This is a genomic window from Janthinobacterium sp. BCJ23, assembly GCF_059617945.1.
This window is the reverse complement of sequence record NZ_JCAQAW010000010.1, coordinates 183,047-198,563: the sequence shown is the minus strand read 5'-3', so window position 1 is coordinate 198,563 and position 15,517 is coordinate 183,047. Positions and strand designations below refer to the sequence as shown.

Genomic DNA, 15,517 nt, shown 5'->3' with positions numbered 1-15,517 from the left:
TGAGGGTAGTGGTTGGGTGAAGCGTCAGTGCGCTCCCAGGCTGCCGGCATGGACTGGATGGATGCGCGCAGTGGCCAGGGTCAGCCATGATACCAGCAGGCCGGCCACGGTCAAGAACAGCAGCCAGGGCAATGGCCCCCATTCGGAAAGACTGGCCGCCAGAGGCGTGGCCAAGGACGACAAGGTCATCTGGATGGCGCCCAGCAGGGCGGCCGTGGAGCCGAGTGCGCGCTGCTGCGAACCCATGGCCATGGCCATCAGCGCCGCTTCCGCGATGCCCAGGCCAAACAGGGCCACGAACATGCCCGGCACGACGGCGGCGATGCCCGCTCCCGCCCAAGCACCGAGCAGGGCCAGTGCCGCGCCGCCCAGCATGGCCACACTGCCCGCCAGGCTCAAGCGCGCCACGCCATGCTGTTCCACCATCCGGCCGCTGGCCATGGCGCCCAGCAGCACGGCCACGCCCGTCGCGCCAAAGACGAGGCCGAAACTGCTGGCGGACAGGCCGAAGTCGCGCTGGTACACGAGCGACGCGCCGCCGATATACGCGAACAGGAAAAAGAAAGTGGCGGACAGGGCCAGCGCGGGCAGCAGGAAGGCGCGGTCCAGTGCGATGCGCGCATAGGTGCGGTGCATGCCTCGTGGCGAAACGCGGCGGGCAGGCGGCAAGGTTTCCGGCAGGAACAGCGCGCTATTGAGCAGAGTCAAGGCGCCCAGCGCGGCCAGGGCCAGCATCACGGCGCCCCAGCCGTAGTGCGCGTCGAGCAAGCCGCCCACGGCGGGCGCCAGCACGGGCGCCAGACCGACAATGGTCATCAACAGGGCAAACAGCTGCGCCGCTTTGACCCCATTGGCCACGTCGCGCACCATGCTCATCACGACGACCAGGGTCAGCGCCGCGCCCAGGCCCTGCAAGGTACGCGCCAGCAACAGGGTGCTCAATTGATCCGCCTGCGACGCCCATACGGCCGCCACGATGTAGACGGCGATGCCGGCCAGCAGCGGACGGCGCCGGCCCAGCATGTCGGTGAGCGGCCCGCACAGCAATTGGCCTGCGCCGAGTGCCAGCAGGAAGAAGGTCAGGCTCAGCTGCACATTCGCATACGAGGTGTGCAGCTCGCGCGCCATGGCGGGCATCGAGGCCAGGTACATGTCGATGCCTGCCGGACCAAGCACGGCCACGAGAGCCAGGGAAGCCGCCAGCCCGAGACTGGCGGCGGGGAGAGTGGTTTGCTGCTGCATTGCGATTCCTTTTATCGTCAAAAAACAGGGCATGGACGCCGCCGTGTTTTTTATTGTACACTTACTGCCTACCGGTAGGTAGCTTGTTCAATCAATGAAAAGGATGAGAGCGATGAAGGAAGAGACAATGACGGGAGAGCTGGCATGACGGAAGTGGGAATTTCGCTCAGCGGCGTTGCCGTGGCGCTGCTGTTCGCCGCCTGGAGTTCGCACCGCGCCCGCTGCGAGCGGCGCGACGTCATATTGCTGACGATACTCGGCACGACCCTAGGGCTGCCGGGCGCCGTCCTGCTGGCGTTGCCGCTAGCGTAGGTCGGATTAGCGGAGCGTAATCCGACAACATTGTTGGCGAGGCCGGTGGTGGTGTCGGATTACGCGCTTGCGCGCTAATCCGACCTACGTAGCTGTAGGCGGCGCATAAAAAAACGGCAGACCTTGCGGCCTGCCGGTCTGGTTTAATGCTCCCGGTTTTCGCCAGGATTTTAATTCCTGATTACCGAGTTTCGACGCCTGACAAAACCGTAGCGAGCGTCAGTGATTTGTGGCCGAGAAGCGCAACCGTACTCTAGTACGGTGAGCATCGCCGGCCGCAAAGCGCGACGCGCAGTAGGTTTGGTCTGGCGTTATTCCTCCTCGTACGAGCTGATCGGTGCGCAGCCGCAGAACAGATTGCGGTCGCCGTACACGTTGTCGGCGCGGCCGACCGGCGGCCAGTATTTGCGCTGGCGCAGGGAAGCGACAGGGTAGGCCGCGATTTCACGGCTGTACTTGCGGTCCCAGCTGTCCGACATCAAGACTTGTGCCGTGTGCGGCGCGTTCCTCAAAGGGTTGTCGTCGTGGTCGAATTCACCGCTGGCGACCTTGGCGATTTCCGCGCGGATGGCGATCATGGCGTCGATGAAGCGGTCGATTTCCACTTTCGATTCGCTTTCCGTCGGCTCGATCATCAGCGTGCCCGGCACGGGGAAGCTCATGGTCGGCGCATGGAAACCGAAGTCCATCAAACGCTTGGCCACGTCTTCGTTGCTGATGCCGGTGGCGTCCGTGATCGGGCGCAGGTCCAGGATGCACTCGTGCGCGACCAGGCCGTCGTGGCCCGAATACAGCACGGGGTAGTGCGGCGCCAGGCGGCGCGCGATATAGTTCGCCGCCAGGATCGCCGTCTCGGTGGCCGCCGTCAAGCCTTCCGCGCCCATCATGGCGATGTACATCCACGAAATCGGCAGGATGCTGGCCGAGCCGAATGGCGCGGCGCTGACGGCGCCGATGCCGGCGGCGTCGCGCTGGTAGCCGCTTGAACGCTGGTTCGGCAGGAATTTCGCCAGGTGGGCGCCCACGCCGATCGGGCCGACGCCTGGTCCGCCACCGCCGTGCGGGATGCAGAAAGTCTTGTGCAGGTTCAGGTGCGACACGTCGCCGCCAAACGAGCCGGGAGCGGCCACGCCGACCAGCGCGTTCATGTTGGCGCCGTCGATGTAGACCTGGCCGCCGTGCGAGTGGATGATTTCGCACAGTTCCTGGATGCCTTCTTCAAACACGCCGTGGGTCGATGGGTAGGTGACCATCACGCAAGCCAGGTTGGCGCTGTGCTTTTCCGCTTTCGCTTTCAGGTCGGCCAGATCCACGTTGCCGTTGGCGTCGCAGCTGGTGACGACGACCTGCATGCCGACCATGTTGGCCGATGCGGGGTTGGTGCCGTGTGCCGACGATGGAATCAGGCAGATGTTGCGGTGGCCTTCGCCGCGCGATTCGTGATACGCCTTGATCACCAGCAGACCCGCGTATTCGCCCTGCGAGCCGGCGTTCGGCTGCAGCGAGACGGCCGCGTAGCCGGTCAGCGCGCACAGCATCTCTTCCAGCTGCGAGATCATTTCGCGGTAGCCGACCGTTTGCGCGTCCGGCGCGAACGGGTGGATGTTCGAGAACTCGGGCCAGGTGACGGGAATCATCTCGCTCGTGGCGTTCAGCTTCATGGTGCACGAGCCGAGCGGGATCATGGTGCGGTCCAGCGCCAGGTCCTTGTCGGCCAGGCTGCGCAGGTAGCGCAGCATTTCGTGTTCCGAGTGGTAGCTGTTGAAGACGGGGTGGGTCAGGTAGGCGCTTTCGCGCGCCAGGTTGGCCGGCAGCGCGCTGGTCACATTTGCTTCAACGGCGTCCAGGTCCGGGGCGGCAGGCGCGTTGGCCAGGCCGTGCGCGAAGACCTTCCACAGCAGCGCGATATCATCGCGCGTGGTGGTTTCGTCGAGCGACACGCCGACATGGGTGTTGTCGATCTTGCGCAGGTTGACGCCGTGGTGCATGGCCGTTGCGTGCAGTTGCGCCGCATCGGCGACATTGATGGTCAGGGTGTCGAAGTAGCTCGCGTTGACGACGCCATAACCGAGCGTCTTCAGGTTGGCCGCCAGCACCCCCGTAAAGCGGTGCACGCGCTGGGCGATCTGCAGCAGGCCGGCAGGGCCGTGGTAGACGGCGTACATCGAGGCCATAACGGCCAGCAGCACTTGCGCCGTGCAGATGTTGGACGTCGCTTTTTCGCGGCGGATATGCTGTTCGCGCGTTTGCAGGGCCAGACGATACGCCTTGTTGCCTTGCGCATCGACGGTCACGCCGACCAGGCGGCCCGACATATTGCGCTTGAATTCATCGCGCGTGGACAGATAGCCTGCGTGCGGGCCGCCGAAACCGAGCGGCACGCCGAAGCGCTGGCTGTTGCCGACGACGACGTCGGCGCCCCATTCGCCCGGTGGCGTGAGCATGGTCAGGGCCAGCAGGTCTGCCGCGACGATGACCATGGCGCCATTCGCATGCAGTTTTTCCACGCCGGCGCGGTAGTCGCGCACGACACCGTTCACGCCAGGGTATTGCAGCAGCACGCCGAAGCAGGCGTCGAGCGACTCGATTTCAGCCGGGTCGAACGTACGCACCTCGATGCCGATCGGCTGGGCGCGCGTCTGCACCACTTCCAGGGTTTGCGGCAGCACGTCGTTGGCGACGTACAGCACGTTCGACTTCGACTTGCCCACGCGCTGGATCAGCGTCATCGCTTCGGCGGCGGCCGTGCCTTCGTCCAGCATCGAGGCATTCGAGATGCCCATGCCGGTCAGGTCCGTGATTACTTGCTGGAAGTTTAAAATCGCTTCCAGGCGGCCTTGCGAAATCTCTGGCTGGTAAGGCGTGTACGCCGTGTACCAGGCCGGGTTTTCAAAGATGTTGCGCAACACGACGCCAGGGGTGAACGTGTTGTAGTAGCCCTGGCCGATCAGAGATTTGAGCACCTGGTTCTTGCCGGCGATGGCTTTCAGGCGCGACAGGGCTTCCTGTTCCGGCATCGGCTGCGAGTACGCGCCCAGGGGCAGGGCGCCCTTGTTGCGGATGTTGGCCGGTACCAGGGCGTCGATCAGCGCGGCGCGCGATGGATAGCCGAGGGTCTCCAGCATGGCTTGCTGTTCGGTGGCGGAAGGGCCGATGTGGCGGGCGATGAAGGCATCGCGTGCTTCGAGTTGGGTCAGGCTGGTGCGGGTCATGATATAGAGGCCAAAAAAGACTGAAAAACCGGGATGCGGCGCGCGGGCGCGGCGCCGGGGCATAGCTACAAAATTAAATGCAAACGGGCCGCAAACGCGGCCCGTGAGTCAAACGCGATTACGCGCTGGTGGTGGCGCCATAGGCGGCAGCGTCGAGCAAGCCGTCCAGGGCCGACACGTCGGCTGGCTTGATCTTGAACAGCCAGTTGGCGTAGGCGTCGGCGTTGATCGATTCAGGCGCATTGACCACGTCGTCGTTGACGGCCACGACTTCGCCCGACAGCGGCGCATAGATGTCGCTTGCTGCCTTGACCGATTCCACCACGGCGGCGTCGTCGCCGGCGGTGAAGGTGGCGCCGACGTCAGGCAGTTCGACAAAGACGATGTCGCCCAGCGCATCCTGCGCGTACTCGGTGATGCCGACGGTGATCGTGCCGTCGGCTTCCAGGCGTACCCATTCGTGGGAAGCGGTGTACTTCAGGTCTGCAGGAATGTTCATGTGTGGCTCCAGATGGTAAATGTTCGTTATTGATTATGGTTGTACGGTCTTGCGGGCGGCTCTATAAATACGCTTACGCAGCCAGGATTTTACCGTTACGCACGAAAGGCAGCTTGACTACCGAGGCGGCAAGCTGCTTGCCGCGGATTTCCACGTGCACGGTGTCGCCCACGTTGACGCCGTTGGGCACGCGCGCCAGGGCAATTGCTTCCTGCATGGTCGGGCTGAAGGTGCCGCTCGTGATTTCGCCTGTTTGCTCGTTACCGGCGATGATGACTTTTTGATGGGCGCGCAGCACGCCGCCTTTTTCACGCAGGATCAGGCCGACGAATTGCGCATTCTGGCCTTTGGCCAGCAGGGCGGCCTTGCCGATGAAGTCACGCTCGCTGACCAGGTCGATCGTCCATGCGAGGCCCGCGTCGAGCGGGTTGACGGTTTCATCCATGTCCTGGCCGTACAGATTCATGCCCGCTTCCAGGCGCAGGGTGTCGCGCGCACCGAGGCCGGCCGGCTTGACGCCAGCGGCGATCAATGCATTCCACAGCGCTTCCACCCGGGTCGCGGCCACGCCGATTTCAAAACCGTCTTCGCCCGTGTAGCCGGTGCGCGCCAGCATGACTTCGCCGAAAGCCGTGTCCTTGACGATGACGACGTTGAACGGCTTGATGGCTTCGGACGCGGCTTGCGTTTCTGGCAGCACTTGCCACACCTTGGCGCGCGCGTTCGGGCCTTGCACGGCCACCAGGGCCATGGCGTCGTTGCCGTCGCGGCGCTGCGTGATCGTCAGGCCGCTGTTGGTGCCGGTATTTTGCTGCTGCATCCAGGCCACGTCTTTTTCGGCCGTGCCCGCGTTGACGACGAGGCGGAACCAGTTTTCATTGAAGAAGTAGACGATCAGGTCATCGATGACGGTGCCTTCGGCATTCAACATGCACGAGTACAGGGCCTTGCCCGACACTTGCAGCTTGTCGACGTTATTGGCCAGCAAGCCGCGCAGGAAGGCGCGCACGTTCGGACCTTCGATATCGACCACGCACATATGGGACACGTCGAACATGCCGGCGTCGCCGCGCACGGCGTTGTGTTCTTCGATTTGCGAACCGTAGTTGACAGGCATGTCCCAGCCGCCGAAATCGACCATGCGGGCGCCGAGGGCACGGTGGGCGTTGTTGAGTGGGGTCGCTTTGAGCGTCATGGATTCCTCGGGACGAAGGTAAAGGGGGAGTTAACAAAACATAGAATAGCCAAACACGGCTTTCCAGCGTGATCACTGACCCCCCTGTCCTTTGTACCTGAGAGATTACGGGGGCTTGCCCCGTGCGCCCCTTCGGTGGGCCGCCGGCAATAGCCGCGGCCGCTCTCCAGAGTTGAGCTAAAGATGTTGCCAAAGCAACAGCTTCAGTCCGCCTGATCGGTCCTTTTGCCTGAGAGTTTTTGGGTAGTGCCCCTTCGGCGGCAACGCTGGGTTGCCCTCTCCCGATCAAGTGGGAGGAATATATGCCAGCAGGGTGTTTCTGTCAATCTGAAAAGACGTTGCCAAATTGCAGCAAAAGCCCCGGTTTGCGGGGCTGGGAGGGGCGCTGGCCCGGTGCAAAAGGGCGCCCGGCCGCGCGGGAATGCGCTATGATGAAATCCTGGCTTTCTTGCGGGTGCCTGCCATGAACACGACACAAAGCGAGACACAAAACAACACCGAGCAGCACGGTTACTTTACCCTCTCGGGCGACGTCAACAGTGACATGGTGCGGCGCGTCTTCAACGCCGTGGCCGACATCACGGAAGACAAGCTCACCACCGCGCACATTTTGATCCAGTCCAACGGCGGCTATGTCAGCGATGGCATCTGTCTGTACAACTTCCTCAGCAAGTTGCCGCTCGACATCATTACCTACAACGCAGGCGCCGTGGCGTCCATCGCCGTCACCCTGTTCCTGGCGGGGCGGCAGCGCCACGCCAGCGACACGGCCCGCTTCATGGTGCACAAGTCGCATGCGACGGCGTCGCCCGGTTCGCGTCCCGATGCGCTCAGCATCATCGTCGAGGGCTTGCGCGCCGACGACATGCGCACCGAGCGCATCCTGCGCGGCCACGTCAACCTGACGCAAGAGCAGTGGCAGGTGCATGCGTATTCCGACCTGCACCTGACGGCCGACCAGGCGCTGGACGTGGGCATGATCGACTCGATCCGCGACTTTGCGCCGCCCAAGGGCAAGCGCCTGACGAATATCTGACGCCCAGGCGGCTGGTCTTGACGAGGAAATTTTGTAATCGAATGTAATTCTTCGCTGCAGCACAGCAAAAGCCGCGCGGAACAGGGCAGAGTCGTGGCATAGTGCAAGCTGATCATGAAATAAGCGCATGCACGATGACTTGGTGGAATGGGATTTCTTTTGCGGCCGACATGTCCGTGATGGGGCCGGCTGGCGTGGCGATTGCCCTGTGGCTGCTCGTGTCGCGCCAGTGGCGTTTGGTGCTCAGCTGGAGCTTGTGGTACGGCGGCGGCCTTGCCCTCGTGGTGCTGTCGAAGCTGGCCTTCATGAGCTGGGGCGTGGGCAGCAGCACGCTCGATTTTACGGGTTTCAGCGGCCACGCCATGCGCGCCGGCGCTGTGTTTCCCGTGCTGATGTATGTGCTGTTGCAGCGGGCCGAGCCGCGCTGGCGCCATGCCGGCGTGCTCGTCGGCGTGGCCTTTGCCGTGCTGGTGGCCATTTCCCGCGTGGTCGTGCATGCGCACAGCGTGTCGGAAGCCGTCAGCGGCTGCGTGCTGGGCCTGGCGGTGGCGCTGGGCTTCATGTGGAATGCCCGCGGCGCCGTCAATTTCGCCGTCAGCCATGCGCTGGCCCTGGCCAGCCTGGCGCTGATGGTGGTGCTGAGCTTCAAGGCCGAACCCATGCCGACCGAACAATGGCTGCAAAAACTGGCCCTGGTGCTGTCCGGCCACGAGCGCGTTTTTTCGCGTGCGGACTGGAAACTGGCGCAGGATGGCCGTCCTGCCCGCTGATCCGCTGCCAACCGGCGCCTGGCGCCGCTGTTTTTTGGCCAGAAAAGCATCAGGAAATGGTATGATGAACCACTTTTTTTGCGGTGCATGGCCAGACAGCCGTCGCGATGCTGCATCTGAACTGAATATGAACCGGGTTCACCCATAATATAACCGCCAGCATAGGCCAGGAACTCTAAAACACGTGCGTCTCTCTTCCATCAAGTTGTCGGGATTTAAGTCTTTCGTCGATCCCACCAATTTCCAGGTGCCAGGCCAGCTCGTGGGCGTGGTCGGGCCGAATGGCTGCGGCAAGTCGAACATCATCGACGCCGTGCGCTGGGTGCTGGGCGAATCGAAAGCGTCGGAATTGCGCGGCGAATCGATGCAGGACGTCATTTTCAACGGCTCCACCCACCGTAAACCAGCCGGGCGCGCTTCCGTGGAACTGGTGTTCGACAATAACGATGGCAAGGCGTCCGGCCAGTGGGGCCAGTACGCCGAGATCGCCGTCAAGCGCACCCTGACGCGCGACGGCACGTCCACCTATTACATCAATGGCCAGCCCGTGCGCCGGCGCGACATCCAGGATATCTTCCTTGGCACGGGCCTCGGTCCGCGCGCCTATGCCATCATCGGCCAGGGCATGATTTCGCGCATCATCGAATCGCGCCCGGAAGAATTGCGCGTTTTCCTCGAAGAAGCGGCTGGCGTATCGAAATACAAGGAACGCCGCCGCGAGACGGAAAACCGCCTGCAGGACACGCGCGAGAATTTGCTGCGCGTGGAAGACATCTTGCGCGAACTCAATGCCAACTTGGAAAAGCTGGAAGCGCAGGCGGCCGTGGCCACCCGTTTCCACGCCTTGCAGGCGGACCAGGAAGAAAAGCAGAAACTGTTGTGGCTGCTGCGCAAGAACGAGGCGCAAAACGAACAGACGCGCTATTTCCGCGAAGTGGAACAGGCGCAGACGGACCTGGAAGAGCAGACGGCCAAGCTGCGCAACGTGGAACTGACCCTCGAGCAGATGCGCCAGGCGCACTTTGCCGTGGGCGACCGGCTGCATACGGCGCAAGGCCATCTGTACCAGACGAATGCGGAAATCGGCAGCCTGGAGGCGCAGATCAAGTTCGTCATCGAATCGCGCGCCCGCCTGCAGGCGCAGCTGGCCACATTGACTGCCCAGCGCGACCAGTGGACGCAGCAGGGTAGCGAATACCAGGAACAGATCGAAGAGGCGGAATTCCACCTCGAGGAACTGGCTGCCAAGGTGGAACAGTCGCAAATGATGGCCGAGCAGAAGGGCGAGCAATTGCCCGAACTCGACGCCGCCTGGCGCGCCGCACAAAACAAGAGCACGGAATCGCGCGCGCGGATCATGCAGGCACAGCAGCAGCTGGAACTGGAATCGGCGCACCAGCGCAACGCCTCGAACATCCTGGCCAGCTTGCTCACGCGCCGCGAGCGCCTGCAGCAGGAAAAGAACAGCCTCAGTTTGCCCGATAGCAGCCACCTGGAAAACCTGAAACTGCAGCTGGAAGAAAAGCAGCAAACCCTGGAAGAGCAGGGCTTTTACCTGGAAGAGGCGCTGGAGCAGCAGCCGAAGCTGGAGCAGGAACGGATGGAGGCGCAGGCGCAAGTCAATGCCGAAACGGCTGCCAACGCCCAGCTGGAAGCGCGTCTTTCCGCCTTGAAACAATTGCAGGAACGGGTACAAACGCAGGGCAAGGTTCAGCCGTGGCTGAAAAAGCACGAGCTCGACACCTTGCCGCGCCTGTGGCAAAAGCTGCAGATCGAAGCGGGCTGGGAAGCGGCCATGGAATCGATCTTGCGCGAGCGCACGTCGGCTCTGCAACTGTCGAACATCGACTGGGCCAAGGCCTTCTTTGCCGATGCGCCACCAGCCAAGCTGGCCCTGTACGCGCCATCGACCGTGGCGCCGCTGCCCTTGCCGGAAGTGCCGGGCCTCAAGCCTTTTCTGAACTTGCTCAAACTCAATGATCCGGGCTTGCGCGGCTTGCTGCAGGATTGGCTGTACAACGCCTACGCCGTGGAAGACGCGGCCGAAGCGCTGGCGGAACGCGCAAAGTTGCCGCCGGGCGGCTATTTTGTCACGCGCGCCGGTCACGTGGTCACGGCCACCAGCGTGCGCTTCTATGCGGCCGATTCGGAGCAGGAAGGCATGCTGGGCCGCCAGCAGGAAATCGAGAATATCGGCAAACAGTTGCGCGCTCAGCAATTGCTGGCCGAAGAGGCGCGCGCCCGTTCCGTGCGGGCCGACGCGGCCGTCGCCACCCTGACGCGCAACCTGTCCGACTTGCGACTGCGCATACAGCAGCTCACTTCCTCCGTGCATACCTTGCAGCTGGACGTGGTGAAACTGTCGGAAGTGGAAGCGCGCTTCAACCAGCGCAGCACGCAGATCGGCGCCGACCTGGCCGAAATCGCCGCGCAGGAAGCGGAACAGCAGCAGATCAAGGCCGAGTCGGAAGAGAAATTCGAACAGCTGGACATGGAGCTGGGCAACTTGCAGGAAGCGCACGAAGACGGCCATACGGACTTCCTGCAGAAGGAACAGCGTCTGGCCGAGGCGCGCGAAGCCTTGCGCGACCTGGAGCGGGCCGCCAAGGATACGGAATACGCGGAAAAAGCCCACCGCGCGAAGATCGAGGAGTTGCGCCGCAATATCGCCACGGCCAGTACGCAGGCCCAGCAAGTGACGGCCAGCCTGCAGGCGGGCGAACTGGAACTGGCCAACCTGGAAAGCGGCGCGGCCGCCGACGGCTTGCAGGATTTGCTCGAACGCCGCACCACGCAGGAGCGGGCGCTGGCCGACGCGCGCCACGAACTCGATCAAATTACGCAGCAGCTGCGCCTGTCCGAAGATGCGCGCACGCAATCGGAACGCAGCTTGCAGCCGCAGCGCGACAAGATCATGGAAATGCAGCTCAAGGAACAGGCCGCGCGCCTGAACCAGGAGCAATTCGCCCAGCAATTGCTGGAATCGGGCGCCGATGAAGCGGCCCTGACGGAAAAGCTGCATCCGGACATGCGCCCGTCGTATCTGCAGGGCGAAGTCACGCGTCTGACCAATGCCATCACGGCCCTGGGCGCCGTCAACCTGGCCGCGCTGGACGAACTGGCGCAGGCATCCGAGCGCAAGAATTTCCTCGACGCCCAGAATGCCGACCTGACGGAAGCGATCAACACGCTGGAAGACGCGATCCACAAGATCGACAAGGAAACGCGCGACTTGCTGCAAGACACGTTCGACAAGGTCAACCATCACTTTTCCGAGCTGTTCCCGATCCTGTTCGGCGGCGGCCAGGCGAAACTGACCATGACGGGCGACGAGATTCTCGATTCCGGTGTACAAGTCATGGCGCAGCCTCCCGGCAAGAAAAATGCCACCATCCACCTGTTGTCCGGTGGAGAGAAGGCGCTGACCGCGACCGCATTGGTGTTTTCCATGTTCCGCCTGAATCCGGCGCCGTTCTGCCTGCTCGACGAAGTCGATGCACCGCTGGATGATTCGAACACGGAACGCTTCTGCCGCATGGTCAAGCGCATGTCCGACCAGACCCAATTCCTTTTCATTTCGCATAACAAGATTGCGATGGAAATGGCCCATCAATTGATCGGTGTGACGATGCAGGAGCAGGGCGTATCGCGCATCGTGGCGGTGGACATGGAGTCCGCCGCAAATTTTGCAACCGAGGCACAAGCAGCATGACAGACCTTCAAATTACCTTGTTCGGCGCCGGCGGCGTCTTTATCGTCGGCGTTTTCTCGTACAACAAATGGCAGGAATACAAGGCCAAGAAAAGCGTGGAACGGGCCTTTTCCACCGACCATGACGACGTGCTGATGCGCGAAGGCGATGCGCCCGCAGTGGAAGCCCAGGAACCCGTCTTGCGCCAGGAGCCGCGCTTTGACGCCGCGCCCGCCGCCAAGGCCGAACCGTCGTTCGGCGCGCCGCCAGTGGCGCCCGTGCCCGACGCCCCCGTGCATGCGGAACCGTCATTGGGTGGTGCCGGCATCGAAGTGCCTCTCGCCGCTCTTGCCGCGCCGGCGCAGCAGGAAGTCAGCGCCGCCAGCGAACAGGCGACCAGCCTGGTCGATCCGCTCATCGATTGCCTGCTGCCTTTGTCGCTGGAAGCGCCCGTGCGCGGCGACAAGATCCTGCCCGTGCTGCAAACCCTGCGCCTGGTGGGCAACAAGCCCGTCCACTTCATTGGTTTGCACGTGAATGGCGACTGGGAACCGATCACGCATGGCGGTGTCTACACCAAGATGCAGGGCGGCGTGCAGCTGGCCAGCCGCAGCACGGCCTTGAACGAGCTCGAATACTCGGAACTGGTCACGCGCCTGCGCGGTGTGGCGGACGAGATCGGCGCCGAGCCGGAAGTGCCGGACATGATGGAAGTGATGGCCGAAGCGCGCAATCTGCACCGTTTCGTTGCCGGTCACGACGCCCAGCTGGGCGTGAACCTGCACACGAATGGCGCACCATGGGCCATTTCCACCTTGCTGTTCGCGCTGGAAAAACAGGGCTTTGACGTGCGTCCGGACGGCCGCTTCGTCATGCCGGACGGCGAAGGCGGCTATCTGTTCTCGCTGTCGACGAATGTCACCCTGGCCGAGGAAACGACGCCCCGTTTGACGCTGCTGCTGGACGTGCCCTGCGTGGCGCCCGCGCGCGACGGTTTCGGCGCCATGGTCGCTTGCGCCAAGGCACTGGTAGGCCGCCTCGACGCCACCATCGTCGACGATTACAACCAGGCCCTGTCCGATGCGGCGCTGGCCGAGATCGCCGGCCAGGTGCAAGAGTTTTACCAGGAAATGGATGCGGCCGACATTCCGGCCGGTTCCACCCGCGCCCTGCGTTTATTTAGCTGAAGAATCCCGCAACAATGACTGATCCGATCAACCAGGACGCCGCCGCCCGCGTCCTGGCACTCACGGCCGAACTCAATCGGCATCTGCACGCCTACCACGTGCTCGACAATCCCACCATCCCCGACGCCGAGTACGACAAGCTGTTCGTCGAACTGCAGGTGCTGGAAGCGACCCATCCCGACTTGCGCACACCCGACTCGCCCACCTTGCGCGTGGGGGCGGCACCGTTGCCGCAATTCGAGCAAGTCACGCACACGGTGCCAATGCTGTCGCTGAACAATGGTTTTTCCGATGACGATATCGTCAATTTCGACCGCCGCGTGCGCGAAGGCCTGGGCCTCGATGCGCAGGACGTCGCGTATGCGGCCGAAGTGAAATTCGATGGCCTGGCCATCAACCTGCGCTATGAAAACGGCCTGTTCGTGCAGGCGGCCACGCGCGGCGACGGCGCCACGGGCGAGGACGTGACGGCGAATATCCGCACGATTTCCGGCATCCCGCTGCGCCTGCATGGCGACAAGATTCCAGCCTTGCTCGACGTGCGCGGCGAAGTCATGATGTTCAAGGGCGATTTTGCCCGCCTGAACGAACGCCAGCGCGAGGCAGGGCAGAAGGAATTTGCCAATCCGCGCAATGCGGCCGCCGGCAGCCTGCGCCAGCTCGATTCGCGCATCACGGCGCAGCGCAAGCTGCGTTTCTATGCCTACGGCATCGGCGCCCTCGATGGCGCCGCCATGCCAGTGTCGCATTCGGCCTTGCTGGACTGGTACGAGACCTTGGGCATTCCCGTGTCAAAAGAGCGCAAGGTGGTGCGGGGTGCGCAGGGCTTGCTGGCCTACTACGCCGATATCGGCGCGCGCCGCCCCGCCTTGCCGTATGAAATCGACGGCGTCGTCTACAAGGTGAACGCGACGGAAGACCAGCAGGAGCTGGGTTTTGTCTCGCGCGCACCGCGTTTTGCGCTGGCGCACAAGTTTCCGGCCGAAGAAGCGCTGACACAAGTGCTGGGCATCGATATCCAGGTGGGCCGCACGGGCGCCATGACGCCCGTGGCGCGTCTGGCGCCCGTGTCCGTGGGCGGCGTGACGGTGACGAACGCCACCTTGCACAATGAAGATGAAGTGCTGCGCAAGGATGTGCGCGTGGGCGATACCGTCGTCGTGCGCCGTGCCGGCGACGTCATTCCTGAAGTGCTGAGCGTGGTACTGGAAAAACGCCCAGAACCTGCGCCGCTGCCGTTCAAGATGCTCGAAGCATGCCCCGTCTGCGGCTCGCACGTGGTGCGCGAAGAGGGCGAAGCCATCGCCCGCTGCTCGGGCGGCTTGTTCTGCTCGGCGCAGCGCAAGGAAGCGTTCCGTCATTTCGCGGGCCGCCGCATGATGGATATCGAAGGCCTGGGGGAACGTTATATCGATACCCTGGTCGAACTCGAATACGTGCATGGCCTGGCTGACCTGTACAGCCTTACCCTCGATAAATTGCTGGAAATGAAGTTGCGCGCCGACGAACGTGACGGTTCGACGCCGGAAACAGTGCAACAAGGCAAGATTCCCACCAAGTGGGCGGAAAACCTGCTGGCCGGCATCGAGGCGAGCAAGCGCCCGCCGCTCGAACGTTTCCTGTTCGCGCTGGGCATCCGTCACGTGGGCGAATCGACGGCGAAGACTCTGGCCGAGTGGCTGGGCAGCCTGGCCTATGTGCGCCAAGCGCCAGCGGCCTTGCTGCGCGTGCTGCCCGACATCGGCGGTACAGTGGCCGAATCGATTGCCGATTTCTTCGCCGAGGAAAAGAATCAGCAGGCGCTGCAGGCATTGCTGGACGCTGGCGTCACGCCGCAGGGCGAACACGCGCCCAGCGCCAAGCTGCGCACGCAGCTTGAGGAAACCAAATTGCTGGCGGCCATCGGCATCCCGAAACTGACGGAGCCGCGCAGCAAGCAACTGGTGGAGCGGGGCGTCACCCTGGCCAGCCTGGCGGCGCAAGGCGCCAGCTTCCACGCGGGCTTGCCGGCTGCCGTGGCCGAAGCGCTGGCGCAGTGGCTGGCCGATGAGAGCAATGTCAAGCTGCTTGGTCAACTGGACGCCCTGCGAAATGAATTAATGTCACAATTGCCTGAAATGCCAGCCGCTGGCGGCAAGCTGGACGGCAAAACCTTCGTCTTGACGGGCACGTTGCCCAACATGAGCCGCGACGAAGCTGCGGAGCTGATCGAGGCGGCCGGCGGCAAGGTCAGCGGTTCCGTGTCGAAGAAAACCGGTTATGTCGTGGCCGGATCGGATGCTGGCAGCAAACTGGCCAAAGCCCAGGAACTGGGCGTGGCCATACTCGACGAGGCTGGTTTGCTGGCCTTGCTCGCGCAAGACTAATCATTTA

General features: G+C 63.1%; 10 protein-coding genes and 2 riboswitches. Of the genes, 6 read left to right on the top strand and 4 right to left on the bottom strand.

What is annotated here, in order from left to right; genetic code table 11:
- Positions 1–24 precede the first annotated feature (24 nt).
- Positions 25–1,242 carry a Bcr/CflA family efflux MFS transporter gene (locus tag AC54AG_RS25245; protein ID WP_496632030.1) on the bottom strand — a complete coding sequence of 406 codons (1,218 nt, stop codon included), beginning with the start codon at positions 1,240–1,242 and terminating at the stop codon, positions 25–27.
- Positions 1,243–1,386: 144 nt separating this feature from the next.
- Here AC54AG_RS25245 and AC54AG_RS25240 point away from each other — a divergent pair, with 144 nt between their 5' ends.
- On the top strand, positions 1,387–1,554 hold the full coding sequence (locus AC54AG_RS25240) for a hypothetical protein (RefSeq protein ID WP_175444571.1): 168 nt from the start codon (positions 1,387–1,389) through the stop codon (positions 1,552–1,554).
- A gap of 311 nt (positions 1,555–1,865) precedes the next feature.
- Here the strand turns inward: AC54AG_RS25240 and gcvP are convergent, their stop codons facing one another.
- From gcvP to gcvT, 3 genes are all read right to left on the bottom strand, one after another.
- A complete protein-coding gene (gene gcvP / locus AC54AG_RS25235) occupies positions 1,866–4,766 on the bottom strand; it encodes an aminomethyl-transferring glycine dehydrogenase (protein WP_496632028.1) in 2,901 nt (966 codons plus the stop codon).
- A gap of 118 nt (positions 4,767–4,884) precedes the next feature.
- Complete coding sequence (gene gcvH, locus AC54AG_RS25230; RefSeq protein ID WP_034752282.1) at positions 4,885–5,265, bottom strand: glycine cleavage system protein GcvH; 381 nt, start codon at positions 5,263–5,265, stop codon at positions 4,885–4,887.
- 73 nt (positions 5,266–5,338) lie between these two features.
- The gene (gcvT, locus tag AC54AG_RS25225; protein ID WP_496632026.1) at positions 5,339–6,460 is read right to left on the bottom strand and encodes a glycine cleavage system aminomethyltransferase GcvT; all 1,122 of its coding nucleotides are present in this window, start codon (positions 6,458–6,460) and stop codon (positions 5,339–5,341) included.
- Positions 6,461–6,534: 74 nt separating this feature from the next.
- Positions 6,535–6,640: riboswitch (glycine riboswitch) on the bottom strand.
- A 27-nt stretch (positions 6,641–6,667) separates the two neighbouring features.
- Positions 6,668–6,754, bottom strand: a riboswitch (glycine riboswitch).
- A 169-nt stretch (positions 6,755–6,923) separates the two neighbouring features.
- On the opposite strand from gcvT, the gene AC54AG_RS25220 reads away from it, so the two are divergent.
- From AC54AG_RS25220 to ligA, 5 genes are all read left to right on the top strand, one after another.
- A complete protein-coding gene (locus AC54AG_RS25220) occupies positions 6,924–7,496 on the top strand; it encodes an ATP-dependent Clp protease proteolytic subunit (RefSeq protein ID WP_034752378.1) in 573 nt (190 codons plus the stop codon).
- Between the two features lie 134 nt (positions 7,497–7,630).
- Entirely contained in the window at positions 7,631–8,266 is a 636-nt protein-coding gene (locus tag AC54AG_RS25215; protein WP_235194236.1) for a phosphatase PAP2 family protein, read from the top strand.
- 184 nt (positions 8,267–8,450) lie between these two features.
- Complete coding sequence (gene smc, locus AC54AG_RS25210) at positions 8,451–11,978, top strand: chromosome segregation protein SMC (protein ID WP_496632023.1); 3,528 nt, start codon at positions 8,451–8,453, stop codon at positions 11,976–11,978.
- Positions 11,975–13,144 carry a cell division protein ZipA C-terminal FtsZ-binding domain-containing protein gene (locus AC54AG_RS25205; protein ID WP_496632021.1) on the top strand — a complete coding sequence of 390 codons (1,170 nt, stop codon included), beginning with the start codon at positions 11,975–11,977 and terminating at the stop codon, positions 13,142–13,144. The genes smc and AC54AG_RS25205 overlap by 4 nt, the downstream gene beginning before the upstream one ends.
- Before the next feature lie 14 nt (positions 13,145–13,158).
- Positions 13,159–15,510 carry an NAD-dependent DNA ligase LigA gene (ligA, locus tag AC54AG_RS25200; RefSeq protein ID WP_496632019.1) on the top strand — a complete coding sequence of 784 codons (2,352 nt, stop codon included), beginning with the start codon at positions 13,159–13,161 and terminating at the stop codon, positions 15,508–15,510.
- The last annotated feature ends 7 nt before the right edge of the window (positions 15,511–15,517 follow it).